An 18948-nucleotide genomic window follows, 5' to 3' on the forward strand; every position below is an offset into this window, starting at 1 on the left:
CCCGCGCGGCCGCGCGGGCCGCCGCCAGCCCCGCAGGGCCGGCGCCGATGACCAGAAGGTCGCAGCGCCCGTTGGTCTGCGGCGTGTCAGCCGGCGGCCGGTGGCCGGGGTCGAGCCGCCCGAGCCCGGCCATGCGCCGGATCATCGGCTCCCACCGCATCCAGCCGAAGGCCATGAACGTCTTGTAATAGAAACCGCCGGGCAGGAACCGGCTCAACATGTCGAGCGCCCCGGCACGGTCGCGGGCGGCGTCCGGCGCGGTGTTGACCGAGCGCAGCGCCATCCCCTCGCGCAGCGGTTCGGTGGTGGCGCGGATGTTGGGCGTTGTCACCCCGTTCTCGGTGACGTCGAAGATCGCGTTGGGTTCTTCGCCGCCCATGCCCCACAGGCCGCGCGGCCGGTGATACTTGAAGCTGCGGCCCAGCACCCGCGGCCCCGAGGCCAGCAGCGCGGAGGCAAGCGTGTCGCCGGTGAAGCCCGCCAGCTCGGCCCCGTCGAAGGTGAAGGAGACTGGCCGATCCCGGTCGATATGCGACCCGGCATTATCGTGGCGCCATCCGGTCATGCGGTCCTCCCCGGCAGGGGCGCGACGTCGCTGACCTCGCGGGTCACGGTGTCGCGCGTCATCACGAAGAACTCGCCGCAGGTCACGTGCACCCATACCTCGCGCGCCGGCCCGCGCGGCGCGTCGTTGAAATACAGGTAGTCGGCCCAGTCCGCGTCCGATGTCTCCTCGGCCGGCTGCGGGCGCTGCTTGCCCGCCTCGGCGGCAAAGTGGAATTCCGTCTCGTCGCGGGGGCCGCAGAACGGGCAGGTGAAAACTTGCATCCCGGTTCTCCTGTCAGTGTGCGATGCCCGCGCCCGCCGCCTCGTCGATGAGGCGGCCGCGGGCGAAGCGGTCGAGGTCGAAGGGGCGGCTGATCTCGTGATGCGCCCCGGTGGCCAGCAGATGCGCCAGCAGCCAACCCCCCGCGGGGATCGCCTTGAAGCCGCCGGTGCCCCACCCGCAGTTGAGAAACAGCCCCTCCGGCCCGGCGGGGCCGATAACGGGCGAGCTGTCGGGCACCACGTCGACGACCCCGGCCCATTGCCGCAGCAGCTTGAGTTGGGCGAAGGCCGGGAACATCTCCAGCAGGCCCGAAAGCACCGTCTCCTGCGCGGGCAGGTTGCCGCGCTGGCCGTGGGTGGGCACCCGGTCGAGCCCCCCGCCGATCACCAGCTCTCCCTTGTCGGACTGCGAGACATAGGTGCCGGTGCCGAGATACAGCAGGACGATGTCCAGCATCGGCTTGACCGGCTCTGAAACGAAAGCCTGAAGCGCGTAGTTATGGATCGGCAGGCGCACGCCCGCCATGGCCGCCAGCCCCGGCGTCGCCCCGGCGGCGGCCAGCCCCACGCGATCGGCCCGGATCGTGCCCATGTCCGTTTCCACCCCGGTGATCCGGCCGCCCTCGACCAGCAGGTCCGTGACGGTGCAGTTCTCGATGATGTCAACGCCCATGTCGCTTGCGGCGCGGGCATAGCCCCACGCCACCGCGTCATGGCGGGCCACCCCGGCGCGCTGTTGCCATACGCCGCCCATGCACTTGTAGCGGGCCTGCGGCTGCTGGTTGAGCAGCGGCGCGCGCTTCACCGCTTCCTCGGGTCCCATCAGCTCGCCGTCCACGCCGTTGATCTGCATGGCGTTGGCGATGCGCGCGCAGATTTCCATCTGCATCGGTGTGTGCGCGGCGATCAACATGCCCCGCTGGCTGAGCATCACGTTGAAATTCAGATCCCCCGAAAGATCCTCGTAGAGCCGCAGGGCGAGATCGTAGAGGGCCACGCTTTCGGGGTAGAAGTAGTTGGACCGAACCGCGGTCGTGTTGCGGCCGGTATTGCCGCCGCCGATCCAGCCCTTTTCGAGCACCGCAACCCGGCGGATGCCGTGGTTCTTGGCGAGGTAATACGCGGTGGCGAGGCCGTGGCCGCCGCCGCCGACCACGATCGCGTCATAGACCGCGTCCGGGCTGGCCTTGCGCCACGCCGGTGTCCACCCGCGGTGTCCGCGCAGGCCCTCGGTTGCGAGCGAAATCGCGGAGTATCGTTTCATGACCGCTCCAGGTTTCTGGCGAATTCGAGGAATGCATCGACCTCTTCCTTGGGAGGGCGGATTCCGGTGAAGCAGTAGAGATAGCCCTCGACACGGGCGATGCGTGTCTCCAGCGCCTCGGATATTTCCAGCGCGTAATAGCCGATCTGCTGGTAGTAGAGAACGCGCGCCCGGATATCGGCCTCTTCGGGTGAATATCCGAACCGTTCATACATGCGGGCCAGCGCTTCGTGCCGGGCCGTGTCGCTGCGGTCGATGACCTCGCGCACGGATTGGTCGCGCCGCGCCCATTCCCGCACGGCGAAATCCAGCCGGTAGTCGAAACCGCCGGGGACGATGATGCAGCGGAAGAAGTTGCTGACGGCCTCGGTGATGGTCGCTGCCTCCAGCTCGCTGTAGCGGATCACGGCGCCGGTATTGGTCCGTTCCCACTTGTCCAGAAGCTGATTCAGCAGATCCTGCCGGCTGTCGAAATACCAGTAGAAGCTGGAGCGCGACACGCCGAGCCGGTTGCCGATGGTCAGTATCTTCACGTCCGATACGCCTTCGGTGACCAGCAGTTCCATGGCGGCGTCGAGCCAGTCCTCGCGCGTGACCTTGACGTTGCCCGGCTGCGCCGGTGACCCGTCCTGCCGGGGGTCCGTTTGCGTTTCGGTCATGTTGGTTTCGACCATTCCCGTTCTCCCGTGTGCCCGTGGCCGAGTTGCCACGGTGCACAAGTTAGCACGCGCGGGATTTTCCGCATCCCGCGCGCGCCTCGTCTCAGGCGCCGCGCATGGCCCGGCCCGAAGGGTCGTAGGGCGACGGCGCGATCACCCGCGCCGGGCGCTCGGCGCCAACGATGTGGGTGGTCAGTTCGGTGCCTTCCGCGGCGCTGTCGCGATCGACCATGGCCATCGCCAGCGATTTGCCCACCGTGTGACCATAGCCGCCCGAGGTGACGAAGCCCACGCGCCGGCCGTCCTTCCAGACCGGCTCGAACCCACTGGCGTCGGCATCCTCGGCATCGACCTCGAGGGTCACGACGATTTGCCCGGGTCCGCCGCCGTCGCGCTCCGCCATCGCGGCGTCGCGGCCCACGAAATCGCCTTTCTCCCAGTCGATCCAGCGGTCCATTCCCGTCTGGGCGGGGGTGTAGCCCTGCGTGAATTCCGCCGACCAGATGCCGAAGGACTTTTCCAGCCGCAGCGATACCAGCGCGCCGAAACCGACCTCCCGCAGGCCGAGATCCGCGCCCGCCTCCAGCAGCGTCTTTCTCAGCGCGATGTGCTCGCTCGCCGCGCAGTGGATCTCGTAGCCCCGCTCCCCCGACACGGACAGCCGCCCGACCCTTGCGCGGACCAGGCCGATATCGAAGGTGCCGCAGCCCATGAAGGGCAATTCGTCAATCGGCCCGTCTGTGACCCGCTCCAGCACCTCCAGGCTCTTTGGCCCCATCACGCCGAAGCCCACGACGGTATCCGACAGGTCGCGGACGGTCACATCGTCGGTCATGTGATCCTCGAACCAGCGCATGTGCCATTCGCGCAGGTAATATGACCCCATGATCCACCAGGTCCCGTCGCCCCAGTTCATGATCGTCAGGTCGCCCTTGAGCTTGCCGGTATCGCTCAGCATCGGGGCCAAGCGGGCGCGGCCCGGTTTGGGCAGTCTGGAGGCCACGAGGTGATCCAGCCAGCGCTCGGCCCCCGCACCCGTAACCTCGAAACGTGAGAAACCGGAGATGTCGATCAGGCCAGCAGCCTCGCGCACCGCCCGGCATTCCTCTGCGATGATGGGAAAGGCGTTGGAACGCTTGAGCGTCGGGGTCTCCTCGAAATCCTCCGAGGGGGCGAAGTAGAGCGGCAACTCCAGCCCGTAACTCGCCCCCCAGCGTGCGCCGGCGGCGCTCATGTCGGAATAGGCCGGCGACATGCGCAGCGGCCGGCCCGCCGGCAGCTGTTCATTGGGGTAGGTCATGACGAAGCGGCGCGTGTAGAACTGGCCGGTCGTTTCCTTGATGTATTGCTTGTTCTGCGCATAGTCCCCGTAACGGGCGACATCCATGCCGAACACGTCCGCCTCCGGCTCGCCATGGATCATCCACTCGGCAAGGCTCTTGCCCACGCCACCCCCTTGAAGGAAGCCGGCCATGACCGCGCAGGCGCACCAGTAGCCGCGCTTGCCGCGCACCGGCCCCACCAGCGGGTTGCCGTCGGGCGAGAAGGTGAAGGCCCCGTTGACCCAGTTGCGCACCCCGGCCGTCTGCAGCACCGGGTACCGCTCGAAGCCGAGGGTGAGTTCGTTCTCGATCCGGTCTGGATCTTCCTGCAGCAGCTCGATGCCGTAGTTCCACGGCGCGCCGTCCATCATCCAGTGCTGGTGGTTGATCTCGTAGATGCCCAACAGCATCCCTTTCTGGTCCTGCCGCATGTAGGTGAATCCCTCCAGATCGACCACCAGCGGCATTTCCTTGTCCAGCGCGGCGACCTCGGGGATGGTTTCGGTCAGCAGGTAGTGATGCGCCAGCGGACTCACCGGCAGCTCGATACCGGCCATGCGCCCCACCTGCTTGGCCCAGAGCCCGGCGGCGTTGACCACGTGCTCGCACTGGATCGTGCCCTTCTCGGTGACGACCTCCCAGCCCTCGGCGGTCTGGTTCAATTCCAGCACGCGGTTGTGCTCGATCACTTCCGCGCCGTGTTTGCGGGCCGCGCCGGCATAGGCGTGCACCGTGCCGGTGGTGTCGACGTATCCCTCGCGCTCGGCCCACATGCCGCCGAGGATGCCATGGGTGGACATGACGGGGCAGAGTTCACCCGCCTCCTCGGGCGTTATCAGGTGCACGTCCTCGATGCCGATCGACTGGAACACGCGATAGGCCGACTGCAGCCACTCCCACCGGTCCGGCGTGCCGGCCAGCGTCATGCCGCCGGTCATGTGCATGCCAACCGACTGACCGCTTTCCGCCTCGATCTCGGACAGCAGGTTGATGGTATAGGATTGCAGGGCGGCGATATTGGGGTCGGCGTTGAGGGCGTGGAAGCCGCCGGCGGCGTGCCAGCTTGACCCGGCGGTCAGAACGGATCTCTCGATCAGGCAGACATCCGACCAGCCGAGCTTGGCAAGGTGATAGAGGACGGACGTCCCCACGACGCCTCCGCCGATGACCACGACGCGATACTGTGACTTCATGTTTCCTCCCGGTCAGCGTTCGAGGTCACGGTAGCGTGTGTGGACACATCTGTCCAGTCTTGGCGAAGCACCTCCTTGCAGGCCGCGCATCCGTCGCACCGGTCTACCAGAATGCCGGGTCGTCGAGGGCGGGGACACATTGCGGGTGTCCGCTGAGCGGTGCCATGGTGCCCCCGGTCAGCGGCTTTGCCAGCCAGCCCTCGGGATGGGTCAGCGGCCTTGGCGCGCCGGCGAGAGACACGCTCACCGGTTCGAACCCCACCTTGCGATAGAACGCGGGGTCGCCGTAGGTGATCGCCACGTCCGCCCCGGCATTGCCGAGCGCCGCCAGCGCCATGGTCAGAAGGCGCTGGCCGATCCCCTCGCCCTGCCGCGCCGTCGCCACCGCCATCGGCGACAGCAGGACCACGCGGCGCGGATCGCGCGAATACGGCATCCGGGTAAAGATGGCCGCCGCCACGAGCGCGTCGCCGTCCGTCGCGGTAAAGACGAAGAGATCCGCCCGCGCCGTGTCGTGCAGAAGCTCACGCACAAGCCGGGCGATCAGCGCGCCTTCCTCTGCGCCCTCGGACGCTCCAAAGGTTGCTTCGAACAGCGCGATAACCTCGCTGTCGCGGCTGTCGCAGCCCTGTTTCAGTTCCATGGTCTCAGGCCCTCCTGCGGGGTGTCACCGGTCACGCGCCGACCGTCGCCGACATGCCCGGTCACAGCGGCGGGAACACCATGCTGTCCTTTACGGTCCCGTAGGCAAAGCTGGTATCGATCGATCCGATGCCGCCGACGCGTTGCAGCCGGGTGCGGATGAACCCCTCGTAGGCTTCGAGCGACTCGACCACGACCCGCAACTGGTAGTCGGTCTGGCCCGTCATGACATGGCATTCCAGCACCTCCTCCATCCGGTCGACCTCTCGCTCGAAGGTATTGACCGTGGTCTCGTCGTGCCGTTCGAGGCGGATCCGGACAAAGGCGGTGATGGGCAGGCCATACGTCTTTGGGTCGACCCGGGCGGCATAACCCTCTATGATCCCCGCCTTCTCGAGATTGCGCAACCTGCGCAGGCAGGGCGACGGGGAAAGGTTGACGGCCGCCGCAAGGTCCTGATTGGACATGCGCCCGTCGCGTTGCAGGGTGCGGATGATCTGGCGGTCCTTTTCGTCCATTTCTGCCCTTTCTTGGCATTATATTCCAAAATTGGCCATTTCAGTAGTCAAGATAGCATGAAATGAGTTTTCATACTGCGATATCCTGCTGCAAACAGGAGATCAACCATGACCGACCGACAAGGTTTCGCAACCCGTGCCATCCATCTCGGATACGATCCCGCGGACCACGAGGGCGCGCTGACACCGCCCCTGCATCTCACCTCCACCTTTGCCTTCGAAACCGCCGAGGCGGGCGGAGAAACATTCGCGGGCGAGCGCGAGGGGCATATCTATTCACGGATTTCCAACCCCACGCTCGATCTTCTCGAACGGCGCGTCGCGGCGCTGGAGGGCGGCGAGGCCGGTCTTGCGCTGGCATCGGGCATGGGGGCGATCACCGCGACCTTGTGGACCCTGCTTTCGCCAGGTGACGAGGTGATCGTTGACAAGACCCTTTACGGCTGCACCTTCGCGTTCATGCATCACGGGCTGCGCCGTTTCGGCATAACCGTCACGCATGTCGATCTGACCGACCCCGCCAACCTGTCGGAGGCGATGACCGCCAGTACGCGCGTGGTCTATTTCGAAACGCCCGCCAATCCGAACATGCGGCTGGTCGATATCGCCGCGGTCGCCGAGATCGCGCACTCGGGCGGCGCGCAGGTCATCGTCGACAACACCTATGCCACCCCTTACCTTACCCGGCCCATCGCACTGGGTGCCGACATCGTGGTGCATTCCGCGACCAAGTACCTTGGCGGGCATGGCGACCTCGTGGCGGGCATCGTCGTGGGGCGGGCCGACCAGGTGGGCGAAATCCGGCTTGTCGGGATGAAGGACATGACTGGCGCCGTGATGGCGCCCTTCAACGCGATGCTCGTGCTGCGCGGGCTCAAGACGCTGGCGCTCAGGATGGAACGGCACTGCGCGTCTGCCCGGTCAGTGGCCGAATGGCTCGAGGGCCATCCCGAGGTTGGCACCGTGTTCTACCCGGGGCTCGAGAGCTTTGGCCAGCATGCCCTGGCGTGCCGGCAGATGGCGCATCCCGGGGCGATGATCGCCTTCGAGCTCAAGGGCGGGCTCGACGCGGGCCGGCGTATGATGAACAGGGTGACGATGATCGGCCGCGCGGTGTCGCTGGGAGATGCCGAGACGCTGGTCCAGCACCCCGCCTCGATGACCCACTCGACCTACACCGCCGAGGAACGTGCCGCGCATGGCATTGGCGACGGCTTGATCCGCCTCTCGGTGGGGCTGGAGGATCGTGCCGATATCATCGACGATCTCGATGGCGCGCTCGCGCCGTCCCGAACGGCCCGGTCGGCCTGATCCCGGAGCAAAGCGGATGACCGTTGAAACCCGCCATCTCAAGACGATCGAACAAAGGCTGCTGTGGATCTCGCACTGGATGATCCACCACGCCAACCACATCCGTCCCAATCCCGACGGGATCAAGGTCGGGGGGCATCAGGCCTCCTCGGCCTCGATGGTGTCGATCATGACGGCGCTCTACTTCTCCGCGCTGAGACCGCAGGACCGCGTCGCTGTCAAGCCGCACGCCTCGCCGGTCTTTCACGCCATTCAGTACCTGATGGGGCAGCAGACGCGCCAACGGCTGGAGGCGTTCCGCGGTTTCAACGGCGCGCAGAGCTATCCCAGCCGCACCAAGGACACCGACGACGTGGATTTCTCGACCGGCTCGGTGGGGCTTGGCGTGGCGATCACATCCTTTGCATCGCTGGTGCAGGACTATGTCACGGCGAAATCATGGGGTGAGAACCTGCCGCCGGGGCGCATGGTGGCGCTGGTGGGCGATGCCGAGCTGGACGAGGGCAACGTGTACGAGGCGCTGCAGGAAGGCTGGAAGAACGACCTGCGCAATTGTTGGTGGATCATCGACTACAACCGCCAGTCGCTGGACGGAATCGTGCGCGAAGGGCTGTTCGAACGTGTCGAGAAGATTTTCAACGCTTTCGGCTGGGACGTGGTCCGCATCAAGCACGGCGCTCTTCAGCGCGCCGCCTTCGAGGAGCCGGGCGGTGACCGTCTGAGGGACTGGATCGACCGGTGCCCCAATGCGGAATATTCGGCGCTGACCTACCAGGGCGGCGCAACATGGCGGAAACGCCTGATGGATGACCTGGGCGATCAGGGCGATGTCAGCGCCCTGATAGACCGCCGCTCGGACAGCGATCTCGCCGCGCTGATGGAAAACCTCGGGGGCAACTGCGTGGAAACCATGGCCGAGGCGTTCGATGCCATAGACCACGACAGGCCCACCTGCTTTCTGGCCTACACCATCAAGGGCTGGGGCACGCCCATAGCCGGGCACAAGGACAACCACGGCGGCCTGATGACCAAGGCGCAGATGGCCGAGTGGCAGGCGCATATGGGCATCCCGAAAGGCAGCGAATGGGAGCCCTTCGCCGGTGTCGATGACATCGAGGGCCTGCGCGGCTTTCTCGGGCGGGTGCCGTTCTTTGCCGCGGGGACGCGGCGGCACGGCGATGCCCGTCTGCAGGTCCCCGCGATCACGGGTCCGACGGACCGGGAGATTTCGACGCAAGCCGCCTTCGGCAAGATAATGGATGCTCTGGGCAAGGGCGACAGCGCCCTGGCAGAGCGGATCGTCACCACCTCCCCGGACGTGACCGGTACCACCTCGCTCGGGCCGTGGGTCAACCGCCGCAAGCTCTTTGCGCGGGCCGAGATGAAAGATGCCTTCATCGAGCATCGCATCCCGTCCACCGCGAAATGGGAGTTCACGCCGGACGGGCAGCACATGGAGCTCGGTATCGCGGAGATGAACCTGTTTCTCTTGCTGGGCGCGGCCGGCCTGTCGCACAGCCTGTTCGGGCGCCGGCTCATCCCGATCGGGACGGTCTACGACCCGTTCGTTCACCGCGGCCTCGATGCATTGAACTACGCCTGTTACCAGGATGCCCGTTTCATCGTCGCGGGCACGCCGTCCGGCGTGACGCTCGCGCCCGAGGGCGGGGCGCACCAGTCCGTCGGCACACCGCTCACGGGCATCTCGCAAGACGGGCTGGCAAGTTTCGAGCCCGCCTTCGCCGACGAGCTGGCGGTGATCTTGGAATGGGCCTTCGATTACCTGCAACGCGACGGTGACGGCGACCCGGACGAACGGACATGGCTGCGGGACGAAACCGGCGGATCGGTCTATCTCCGGCTGACGACGAAACCGCTGGAACAGCCCGGAACAAGGGCCGACGACGATTTCCGCCAGGGGGCAATCGACGGGGCGTACTGGCTGCGTAAACCCGGACCGAACTGCGAGGTCGTCATCGCCTATCAGGGCGCCGTGGCCGACGAGGCCATCGCCGCCGCCGGCATAATCGGCGGCGCCCGGCGTGATGTCGGTGTTCTGGCCGTGACATCGGCCGACAGACTGAACGCCGGCTGGACCGCGGCGCAACGCGAACGCGCGCGCGGCAACCCCGCGGCGATCAGCCATGTGGAGCGTCTGCTCGGTGAGCTGCCCCGGCATTGCGCGCTGGTGACGGTGCTGGACGGCCATCCCGCCGCTCTGGGATGGCTGGGGGCGGTCGCCGGTCACCGGACCATCTCCCACGGGGTGGAGCATTTCGGGCAAACCGGCAGCATCTCGGAGCTGTACGGTCATTTCCGCATAGACCGCCACGCCATCGTGTCATCCGTGAACGGTCTGACAAGCGGCGGACCGGTGGCGTGACGCCGGGCCCGCGGCCGGCTTGCGACGGTCTCAGGGTGTTTGCACCGGCGCCATGCGCGGCCATGGACGCCGGCGCTCCAGCTCCCCCGCGAGTCCCATAAGCGCAAGGTCGTCGCCCACGCGCCCGACGAACTGGATGCCCGCCGGCAACCCGTCACCGGTCTGGAAGAGCGGCACCGACATGGCCGGTTGCCCGGTGAGGTTGAATATCTCCGTGAACGGGGCAAAGGCCGTGCTGCGTTCGCGCCACTCCTCGGGATTCGATGCCGCCAGTTCCGCCAGCAGGCCGATCTCGAGCGGCGGCTCGGCCACGACCGGCATCACCAGAATGTCCACGTCCTGCATCGCGCGCGCAACCCGGCGGCGGATGTCCCATGTCGCCGCGCGCATGCGCACCATTTCCGCCGCGTCGCAGCGCGCTGCGTGGTCCATGGCCCACCTTATCACGCCGCCCGTCTCCTCCTCGGCAGGCGGACGGCCGAGCTCGGCCTGGCGTTGCGCGATGGCATAGGCGACTTCGGCCGTCCAGAACGCGGCGGCGGGCTCGTAGGGGTCGCAGCCGTCCGGCCATGACCATTCGTGCACCTCGTGGCCCATCTGCGTCATCAGCGTGGCGGCCTCTTTCACCAGTCCCGCGATTTCCGGGTTGGCCGCGCGTCCGCACGGCGCGTGCAGGCACAGCCCGACGCGGAGTTTCGCCGGGGGCGTCTGCAACGCGTCGAGAAAACGCCCCGCGGGCGCCGCCATGGCCGCGGGGGCGCCGGGCTCGGGCCCAATGGTCAGGTCAAGCAGCGCGGCGGAGTCTCGAACCGTGCGGGTCACGACGTGGTCGCAGTTCAGCCCGTTCACCAGCGGGCCGATGGGGGCGCCCGTGGCGACCAGCTGGCTCGTGGGCTTGAAGCCGAACACACCGCAACAAGAGGCCGGCACACGTATCGAGCCGCCCGAGTCCGTGGCATGCGCCATGGGCACCAGCCCCGCGGCGACGGCCGCCGCCGCGCCGCCGCTGGACCCCCCCGGCGTGCGGGCGGTATTCCAAGGATTGCGGGTGGGACCGTAGAGCTCCGGCTCGCACACGAAGTCGGTGGCGAATTCGGGCGTGTTCGTGCGCCCCGCCATCACGAGACCCGCAGCTTTCCAGCGGGCGGCCAGCACACCGTCCGCCGCGGCCGGCGCGGCGTCCGCGAAATAGCGGCATGCATAGGTCATCGGCCAGCCCGCGACATCGACGTTGACGTCCTTGGCTAGAAAGGGAACGCCGGAGAACGGGGCGCTCGACCCGGACTCTCGCGCGGATTTACGGGCTTGCGCGTCATCACGGATGACCACGGCGTTGAGACGTGGATCATGCGTGTCGATGGCCGACAGCGCGCAATCCATCAATTCGCTCGCGGTGACCTCCCCCTTGCGGACGAGGTCCGCGAGATCCAGGGCATCGCAAGCGGCGTAGTCGTCGAATGACAGCATGGCGGGTCCGTTCAGTTCAGGGGGCTGTTGCCTGTTTCTCGCCGCTGAGCGCCTGCGTCATGCGGTCGGCCAGCATCGCGATGATGGCCATGCCGATGCCGGCGACCATCCCGACGCCGAAATCGCCGTCGCCCAGGCCGATATACACCTGCTGGCCCAAACCGTTCGTCCCCACCAGCGCGGCAATCACCAGCATGGCGATGGCGTACATTATGGTCTGGTTCAGGCCGAGGAATATGACCGGCGCGGCGAGCGGGAACTTGACGCGCCACAACAGCTGCCAGCGCGTGCAGCCGCTACAGATCGCGGCCTCGATCGACTCCGCGGGCACGTTGCGCAGCCCGTGCTCGGTATACCGGATCGAAGGGACGATCGCGTAGGCCATGATCGCGAGCAGGGCGGTGAACTCCCCGATCTTGAAGATCATCACGAACGGGATCAGCAGCACGAAGAGCGGCATGGTCTGCAGGGTGTCGTTCACCGGCCGCACGGCGGCCGACACGGCATCGTTCTCGGATGCCAGGACACCGATCAGCCCGCCGATCAGGAAACACAGAAAGACGGCGAGACCGCAGAGATAAAGCGACAGCATCGCCTCGGCCCATACGCCGCAGACCAGCAGGAACCCCAGCCCGGCGCCCATGCCCGCGGCCAGTCGCCAGCCGCCCAGCTGGTAGGCCGCCAGCACCGCCGCCGCCATCAGCGCGGGCCATGGCAGGCCGGTCAGCCCGAAGAAGAGCAGCGTTGCACAGAACACGATGGCAACCGCCGCCTTCCATCCCAGCCGCCAGCCACCCAGTACAGCCAGCGCCGCCGCGGCGACCGCGTAGCCGGCCTTCATCGTGTCGGTAAAGGCAAATCCCCAGGAGAACGGGCTGATCGTCTGCGCCAGCCCCAGCTTGACCGGCAGCATGACGTAGAAGAACGCCACCTGCTTGATCGCCTCGATCTGACGCGAGAACTCGACCACGAGGTACTCCACGCCCGCGTTCAGCGTTTCGGCCGGAAATATGACCCAGCTCTTGGGGTAATCCGCGAGCGCGGGGAAAACCTGGGCCAGGCCCAGCAGAACGGCCGCCAAGAGCACGGCAAGCCAGAGCATCCGGCCGTGCGGCGCGCCCGGTTGGGTGTCGCCGGCGTCATGGGCTGCCAGCGCCCCGGTGATGCGGTCCATCACCATGGCCATCAGCGCGATCACCAGCCCGGCAATGAGGCTCTGACCGAACTCGGCGCGGCGGATCGAGGACAGCACCTCCCACCCGATATCCGCGGTGCCGCCTATGATCGAGGCGATGATGACCATCGAGAATGCCGCCATCGTCGTCTGGTTGACCCCCAGAAGCAGTTGCTTGCGGGCCGTGGGAACGCGAACGCGCCAGAAAAGCTGCCGCGGCGTGGCGCCCGACATCGTGCCGGCCTCGATCACCTCGGTGCCCACGCTGCCCAGCCCGAGCGCCGTGTTGCGCACCATGGGCGGGACCGCGTAGAGCAGGCTGGCGATCAGCCCGACCACTGGGCCGAACCCGAAGAGCAGGAGGATGGGCAGAAGGTAGGCAAAGGCCGGGATCGTCTGGAGCAGGTCCATGGCCGGACGGATCGCGCGTTCGGCCCGGTCAGAGAGGAATGCCCACGCGCCGAGTGCAAAGCCGATCAGGATCGAGAAAGGAACCGACAGGGCGACCAGCGACAGCGAGTTCATCGATTCCTGCCAATACCCGATCACGGCCATGTACAGCACGGCCAGAAACGCGAAGAGCGCCAGCCGCAGGCCCGACAGCGCGTAGGCCGCCAGCGTGATGAGCAAGAGCATCACGCTCCACGGCAGGGCAAGGATTAGCCAGCGGACCCCGGCCATGATCCGGTCGAGGAAGGACGACGCGGCGCGGAAACCCTGACCGAACCAGTCGATGAACCAGTCCATCGCCGTGTTGAGCCACCCCGTCGCCGGCACCACCCATTCGGCCGGGTAGGAAAACGCCCAGGGCAGCGCGCTCTTCATGGCCAGCAGGCCCAGCATGCCGGCAAGCACGCCGGCCCATGCGAGGGCCGCCATCGGAAACGCCTTGCGGGGTGTCATGAGACGGCTTCCCCGGCTTCTTCCTCGACCTCGCGGGTATGATGCGACAGCGCGTCGATCAAGCTTGCGGGCGTAACCAGCGCCCGCCCCCTGTCACCAAGGTCCACGGCCACGCCCTCGGGGTGGTCCGACAGCATAGGCAGCAGGGTTTCGACCTTGGTGTCGGGGGAGACGGACACCATACCCTCTGCCGCCGTGCCGCCCCGGGCGACGACGTCCGCGGCGGTGAGCACCCGCGTCAGCGGCACGTCCTGCGTGAATTCTGCCACGTAATCGTCGGCAGGATCCACGATCAGGTCGATCGGGCGGCCGATCTGCACGATCCGGCCCGCGCGCATCAGCATGATGCGGTCGGCAATGCGCAGCGCCTCGAGGAAATCGTGCGTGATGAACACGATGGATTTCTTCAACTCGGTCTGGATGTGCAGAAACTCGTCCTGCATCTGGCGCCGTATCAGCGGGTCGAGCGCCGAAAAAGGTTCGTCCAGCAGCCACAGGTCGGGCTCGGTGGCCAGCGACCGGGCGATGCCCACCCGTTGCTGCTGCCCGCCCGAGAGCTGGCTGGGATAGCTGTCCTCGCGGCCCTCCAGCCCGACCATCGAGATGACCTTCTCGACGCGGCGCCGGCTTTCCCTTGCGCCAAGGCCCTGAACGGTCAGGGGGAAGGCGATGTTGTCGATAACGGTGAGGTGCGGCAGCAGCCCGAAATGCTGGAAAACCATCCCCAGCTTGTGCCGTCTGATCTCGATCATTTCCTTGGGGGACTTGGCCAGCAGGTTGTCCCCGTCCATGAGGATCTCGCCATGGGTTGGTTCGACCAGCCGGGACAGGCAGCGCACGACCGTCGACTTGCCGGACCCCGAAAGCCCCATGATGACGAAGATCTCGCCCTCGGCCACGTCGAAGCTCACGTCCACGGCCGCCGGGATCATCCCATCCGCGCGCAGCTTTTCGGCCACCGCGGCGGGGTCCTTTTCGGCCGCGCCGCCGCCCAGATACGGGCCCGCGTCACCGCCGTAGACCTTCCAGAGATGCCGGCAAGACAGTTTCGCCGGGCTTTGTTGCGCCGAGGCGCCGTCAGGATCCGCGTGGCTCATCCTCTTCCCCGATCAATCCCCATCGAAAAACCGGGTCCGGCCCCTTCCACGGGGGCCGGACCCATCTGCATCGGATCTCAGTCCTGCGCGGCGCGGGCTTTTTCCAGCCACGGCGTCCACTTGTCCTCGTTCTCGTCGATCCAGTTGGCGACGACCTCTTCAAGCGCCTTGCCCTGCTGGTCGATCGCGAGGATCATCTTGTTCTGCTCGTCGTTGGTCACGTGCAGGTTCTCGACCAGCACGTGCGCATCGGGCCACTTCTCGCCGAAATCGCCGCTGACCAGCTTGTGAACGTTGGCCTGGGTGAAGCCGCAGGCATTGCCGCGGGATTGTTCCTCGACAGGGGGACAGGCCTTGCCCTCGCCATCGAACTGAACGAACTTGAACTCGTAATCCGCGTGGATCCAGTGCGGCAGCCAGAACATCATCAGCATGGGCTGCTTGGCAGAGACCGCGCTCTTGAGTTCGGCAACCATCGCGCCCTCGCTGCCGCCGGCGACCGCCTGGAACGGCAGTTCAAGACGGTCCACCAGCGTCTTGGAGCGCGTGCCCCAATCCGCCGGGTAGGTGATCAGGCGGCCCTTGGGAAAGGTGGAGGCGGTGGCAAATGCCTGCGCGCAGTCATAAAGTGCCTCGTAATCGGGCAGGCCGGGGCACTGCTCCTCCATGTAGGGGGGATACATCCAGCCTTCCGTCGGCTCCAGGCCCAGCGGGCCGACGATCTTGATGTCGCCGTCCGCCAGCGCCTTGTCGTAGATGTTGCCCACGTTGTTGTCCCAGAATTCCGGCTGCAGGTGCAGCGTGCCCTGTGCCATTGCCGAGATCTGCGGCACCGCGCCCGCGGTGACGTATTCCACGTCGTAGCCCAGCTCGCCGAGCAGTTCGCCGGTGATGTGTGCGCTGATATTCTGGCCGGTCCAGGCGTTGACCGGGATCCGGATCGTGTCGGCCGCGCTGGCGGTCACGCCCGCGATACCGGCGAGCGCCGCGCCGAGCACGGTGTTCCTGATGGTCTTCATCAACATGTGATTTCCTCTTCTTTTGCAGTTGCGGGCCCGTCCCTATCGCGGGGCGGATCCCGGAACATGGACATCGTTACTCCACCAAATTCCTGGTCATTAGGCCAGATTTTTCTTGGCGGCCTTGCCGGGCCGCGTGTCTATCGGCCATTGTCCTGCGCCTCGCGGATAATCGCGGCGATCTGCTCCACGCTGGCTTGCCGGGGATTCGTCAGCGCGGCAGGGTCGCGGCTTGCCTTTTGCGCCAGCCCGGCCGGATCGGCCGGCGTGACCCCGAGATCCGACAGGCCGGCAGGAATGTCCAGCGCGTCGAGAACGCCGCAAACATGGTTGTAAAAGCCGTCGAAATCGGTCGTCGCAAGGCCGAGCGCCTGCGACATGGGCCGGCAGTGCGGCCCGATTTCGGGCGCGTTGAAGCGCAGCACCGCCGGCAGCAGGACAGCGTTGGTCAGCCCGTGATGCGTGTCGTATTCCGCGCCGACCATGTGGCTGATCGCGTGTACCAGCCCCAGCCCCTTCAGGAACGAAACGCCGGCAAGACAAGACCCCACGATCATCGCGCCGCGGGCGTCCAGCGCCTCGGGCTGTTCCACGGCCCTTGGCAGCGCCGGGCCGATGAGGCGCAGCGCCTCCAGCGCGGCGCCGTCGCACATGGGGTGGAACATGGGCACGCAATATGCCTCGATCGCGTGGGTGAGCGCGTCACACCCCGTCCAAGCGGTCAGCCCGCGCGGCAGCCCGACCGTCAGTTCCGGGTCGAGGATGGCGGCCACGGGCTTCTGCCGGGGGTGCCAGACGCAGCCCTTTATCTCGCGGCGGGTGTCGGTGATCATGGCCGAGCTTTCGGTTTCGGCGCCGGTCCCTGCGGTCGTGGGCACGCAGACCAGCGGAACGAACCCGGCCATGTCGGGCGAGGTATGGTCGAAATCGAACGTCCACAGCGGGGTTTCCCGCCCGGCGATCAGGCTGATCGCCTTGGCCGCGTCAAGGCCGGAGCCGCCGCCGAGCCCGATGATCAGGTCGTGCTGCCCGGCCTCGAAGGCGGCCTTGCCGTGTTCGGCCTCGGTATCCGTGGGGTTGGGGCTGACCTCTGCGAACAGGCCGGGCGCCATGCCGGCATCGGTCAGTTGTGCAAGGGCGCGCTCGACGAAGGGCAGGTCTCGCGTTCCCCGGTCCGTGACGATCAGCGGGCGTTCGCTGCCGGCCTCCCGGCACGTTTCGGCGAGTTCCGCGAAACGGCCCGCGCCGTACTTGATGGGAACCGGGAATGTCCAGTCAACTGAATCAACGCCAACCATGCTTTCGTCTTTACCCCCGTGCCGGTTTTGTGCGGCTGGATGCCGCGTTTGGGCAAAATGTGAAACAGCATCGTTGAATGTGCAACCAATTTTTTGGTCATTTATTCAAAAATATTGATGGCCGGGGCGAGTCCGGATATACAAAAGGTTGTAAAATTCGCTTGTGACGCCATGCGCACGCATGGTGCCCGGGTGGCCCGGGATTTTGAATACGCTGTCATCGCCCCAGAGCCGGAAACGTGAACACATGAACAAGCAACAGCCAGCGGCCCGGGCGCGTCGCTCCTCGATTTCCGAACTGCGCCGGCGCGAGCTGGCGGAGGCGGCGCTGCGCACCGTGCAGAAATACGGGTTGAAAGGCACGACCGTGCACCGCGTGAGCGAGGAGGCGGGAATTTCGCAGGGGCTGGTTCACTACCACTACAAGACCAAGTCCGACCTGCTGGAGGCGACCGTAAAGTTGAACTACTATTACCTCACCCGGCAGGTGGTTCTGCTTCTTCGGCAGAGCGACAGCGTGGGCGGGCGGCTGAGGGCCGTGCTGTGGGGCAACCTGTGTCCCGAGGTGCTGACACGGGAAACGGCGCATTCCTGGGCGTCCTACGCCGGAGAGGCAGCCTATGATCCGCGGCTGGCCCGTATCGTCAAGATGATCGAGCGGCGCCTGATGAGCAACCTGACGCACGAACTGCGCAAGCTCGTCGACAGGCAGGACGCGCAGCGCATTGCCCGTTTCCTGGCGCTGCAGCTTGACGGGATATGGCACCATGTCGCGCGCTTGCCGGAAAACCCTGACAACCATGCGGAGTACGAGGCCCTTTGCGACGTCCTGCGGATATTGCTGTCGGGGCTGGGGCAGGGCGACGCCCTCGACGCGGCCTGAGGTTGCGCAGCCCGCCGGGGCCGTCCCGCCGTGCCGGGCCCCGGGGTCGACTTCTGGAAGTGCCTTTGGAGAGGATGCAGTCACATGACCAAGACAGTTGCCGCGGACTGGTACGCCACCGAGTCCCTGACCGATGGTGTCATGCGGATACATGAAATCCACGTGGCATCATGGCTGCGCTGCAACATCTGGCACGTGCGCGGGCGCGACCGCGACCTTGTCATTGATACCGGCATGGGTCTGAGGCCGATGACGCGCGAGATCGCGGCGCTGTCCGGGCGCCCGATCACCGCCATCATGACCCACAGCCATTTCGACCATTCCGGCGGCCTGCATGAATTTTCCGATCGCTGCGGACACGGGGCCGAAGCCGGGATCATGGCCGCGCCAACCGAGGCGAATACCGTGGCGGATGCCGGGTATGTCAGGGCCGAAACCTTCACCGCTCTCCCATGGGAGGGATTTTCGCACCGCGATTTCCAGGTGCGCCCGGCGCCGCTCACCCGTCTGGTGGACGAGGGCGACGTGATCGACCTTGGTGACAGGGTTTTCCGTGTCTTTCACCTGCCGGGCCATTCGCCCGGGTCGATCGCGCTACACGAGGCGGAAACCGGCCTGCTTTTCAGTGGCGACGTGGTTTATGACGGGGACCTGATCGACGATCTGTATCATTCCGACCCCGAGGTGCTGGCCCTGTCCCATGCGCGCCTGCGCGAGCTGCCGGTGCGGACCGTTCACGCCGGGCATTTCGCGTCCTTCGGCCGCGACCGGCTGATAGAGATTCTCGATGACTACAAGGCGGGCGGCCGCCGTGTCGGGGATGCCGAGTCGTGGATTTCCGGCAAGGCCGGCGCGGGCCGGACCCCGCCCGCGTGACCCGTTTGCCCTGCCGTGCAATCCTGGATGACTTGTATTCTTCGGATTTTTGATCAAAAATCCGGCCAAACACGACGGAGGACCAACATGTCGACGGTTCGCAGGGAGTTC

16 protein-coding genes are annotated in these 18948 nt (G+C 66.3%); 4 read left to right on the forward strand and 12 right to left on the reverse strand.

The window, feature by feature from the left end; all coding sequences use genetic code 11:
• From ACH13J_RS16450 to ACH13J_RS16480, 7 genes are all read right to left on the reverse strand, one after another.
• Window positions 1-565, reverse strand: a 565-nt coding sequence (locus ACH13J_RS16450) for a 2Fe-2S iron-sulfur cluster-binding protein (protein WP_397544434.1), incomplete at its 3' end; no start/stop codon positions are given.
• Window positions 562-828: a sarcosine oxidase subunit delta gene (locus ACH13J_RS16455; RefSeq protein ID WP_397544435.1), complete on the reverse strand. Its 267-nt coding sequence runs from the start codon at window positions 826-828 to the stop codon at window positions 562-564. The genes ACH13J_RS16455 and ACH13J_RS16450, both read right to left, overlap by 4 nt.
• A 13-nt stretch (window positions 829-841) precedes the next feature.
• Window positions 842-2092: a sarcosine oxidase subunit beta family protein gene (locus tag ACH13J_RS16460; RefSeq protein ID WP_397544436.1), complete on the reverse strand. Its 1251-nt coding sequence runs from the start codon at window positions 2090-2092 to the stop codon at window positions 842-844.
• Window positions 2089-2766, reverse strand: a complete 678-nt coding sequence (locus ACH13J_RS16465; protein ID WP_397544437.1) for a TetR family transcriptional regulator — start codon at window positions 2764-2766, stop codon at window positions 2089-2091. Before ACH13J_RS16465 ends, ACH13J_RS16460 begins: the two co-directional genes overlap by 4 nt.
• Before the next feature lie 88 nt (window positions 2767-2854).
• Entirely contained in the window at window positions 2855-5266 is a 2412-nt protein-coding gene (locus ACH13J_RS16470) for an FAD-dependent oxidoreductase (protein WP_397544438.1), read from the reverse strand.
• A gap of 103 nt (window positions 5267-5369) precedes the next feature.
• Window positions 5370-5909 (reverse strand): GNAT family N-acetyltransferase, encoded by a 540-nt coding sequence (locus ACH13J_RS16475; protein WP_397544439.1) that lies wholly within the window; start codon window positions 5907-5909, stop codon window positions 5370-5372.
• 61 nt (window positions 5910-5970) lie between these two features.
• Window positions 5971-6426: a winged helix-turn-helix transcriptional regulator gene (locus ACH13J_RS16480; protein ID WP_397544440.1), complete on the reverse strand. Its 456-nt coding sequence runs from the start codon at window positions 6424-6426 to the stop codon at window positions 5971-5973.
• Window positions 6427-6534: 108 nt separating this feature from the next.
• On the opposite strand from ACH13J_RS16480, the gene ACH13J_RS16485 reads away from it, so the two are divergent.
• Window positions 6535-7737 (forward strand): methionine gamma-lyase, encoded by a 1203-nt coding sequence (locus tag ACH13J_RS16485; RefSeq protein WP_397544441.1) that lies wholly within the window; start codon window positions 6535-6537, stop codon window positions 7735-7737.
• A gap of 16 nt (window positions 7738-7753) precedes the next feature.
• The gene (locus ACH13J_RS16490; protein ID WP_397544442.1) at window positions 7754-10120 is read left to right on the forward strand and encodes a transketolase; all 2367 of its coding nucleotides are present in this window, start codon (window positions 7754-7756) and stop codon (window positions 10118-10120) included.
• Window positions 10121-10150: 30 nt separating this feature from the next.
• Here ACH13J_RS16490 and ACH13J_RS16495 read toward each other — a convergent pair whose 3' ends face one another.
• The 5 genes from ACH13J_RS16495 to ACH13J_RS16515 all read right to left on the reverse strand — a co-directional run bounded on the left by ACH13J_RS16495 (window position 10151) and on the right by ACH13J_RS16515 (window position 17078).
• Window positions 10151-11587 carry an amidase family protein gene (locus ACH13J_RS16495; RefSeq protein WP_397544443.1) on the reverse strand — a complete coding sequence of 479 codons (1437 nt, stop codon included), beginning with the start codon at window positions 11585-11587 and terminating at the stop codon, window positions 10151-10153.
• A 16-nt stretch (window positions 11588-11603) separates the two neighbouring features.
• Window positions 11604-13664, reverse strand: a complete 2061-nt coding sequence (locus ACH13J_RS16500; protein ID WP_397544444.1) for an ABC transporter permease subunit — start codon at window positions 13662-13664, stop codon at window positions 11604-11606.
• Window positions 13661-14761 (reverse strand): betaine/proline/choline family ABC transporter ATP-binding protein, encoded by a 1101-nt coding sequence (locus ACH13J_RS16505; protein WP_397544445.1) that lies wholly within the window; start codon window positions 14759-14761, stop codon window positions 13661-13663. Before ACH13J_RS16505 ends, ACH13J_RS16500 begins: the two co-directional genes overlap by 4 nt.
• A gap of 77 nt (window positions 14762-14838) precedes the next feature.
• Window positions 14839-15780, reverse strand: a complete 942-nt coding sequence (locus tag ACH13J_RS16510) for an ABC transporter substrate-binding protein (RefSeq protein ID WP_397544446.1) — start codon at window positions 15778-15780, stop codon at window positions 14839-14841.
• A 140-nt stretch (window positions 15781-15920) separates the two neighbouring features.
• Complete coding sequence (locus ACH13J_RS16515; RefSeq protein WP_397544447.1) at window positions 15921-17078, reverse strand: iron-containing alcohol dehydrogenase; 1158 nt, start codon at window positions 17076-17078, stop codon at window positions 15921-15923.
• Between the two features lie 247 nt (window positions 17079-17325).
• On the opposite strand from ACH13J_RS16515, the gene betI reads away from it, so the two are divergent.
• Together betI and ACH13J_RS16525 are read left to right on the forward strand one after the other, a co-directional pair.
• Entirely contained in the window at window positions 17326-17961 is a 636-nt protein-coding gene (gene betI / locus ACH13J_RS16520) for a transcriptional regulator BetI (RefSeq protein ID WP_397544448.1), read from the forward strand.
• A gap of 84 nt (window positions 17962-18045) precedes the next feature.
• Entirely contained in the window at window positions 18046-18837 is a 792-nt protein-coding gene (locus ACH13J_RS16525; protein ID WP_397544449.1) for an MBL fold metallo-hydrolase, read from the forward strand.
• Window positions 18838-18948 lie beyond the last annotated feature (111 nt).

The organism is Roseovarius salis (genome assembly GCF_044472985.1).
GTDB lineage: Bacteria > Pseudomonadota > Alphaproteobacteria > Rhodobacterales > Rhodobacteraceae > Roseovarius > Roseovarius salis.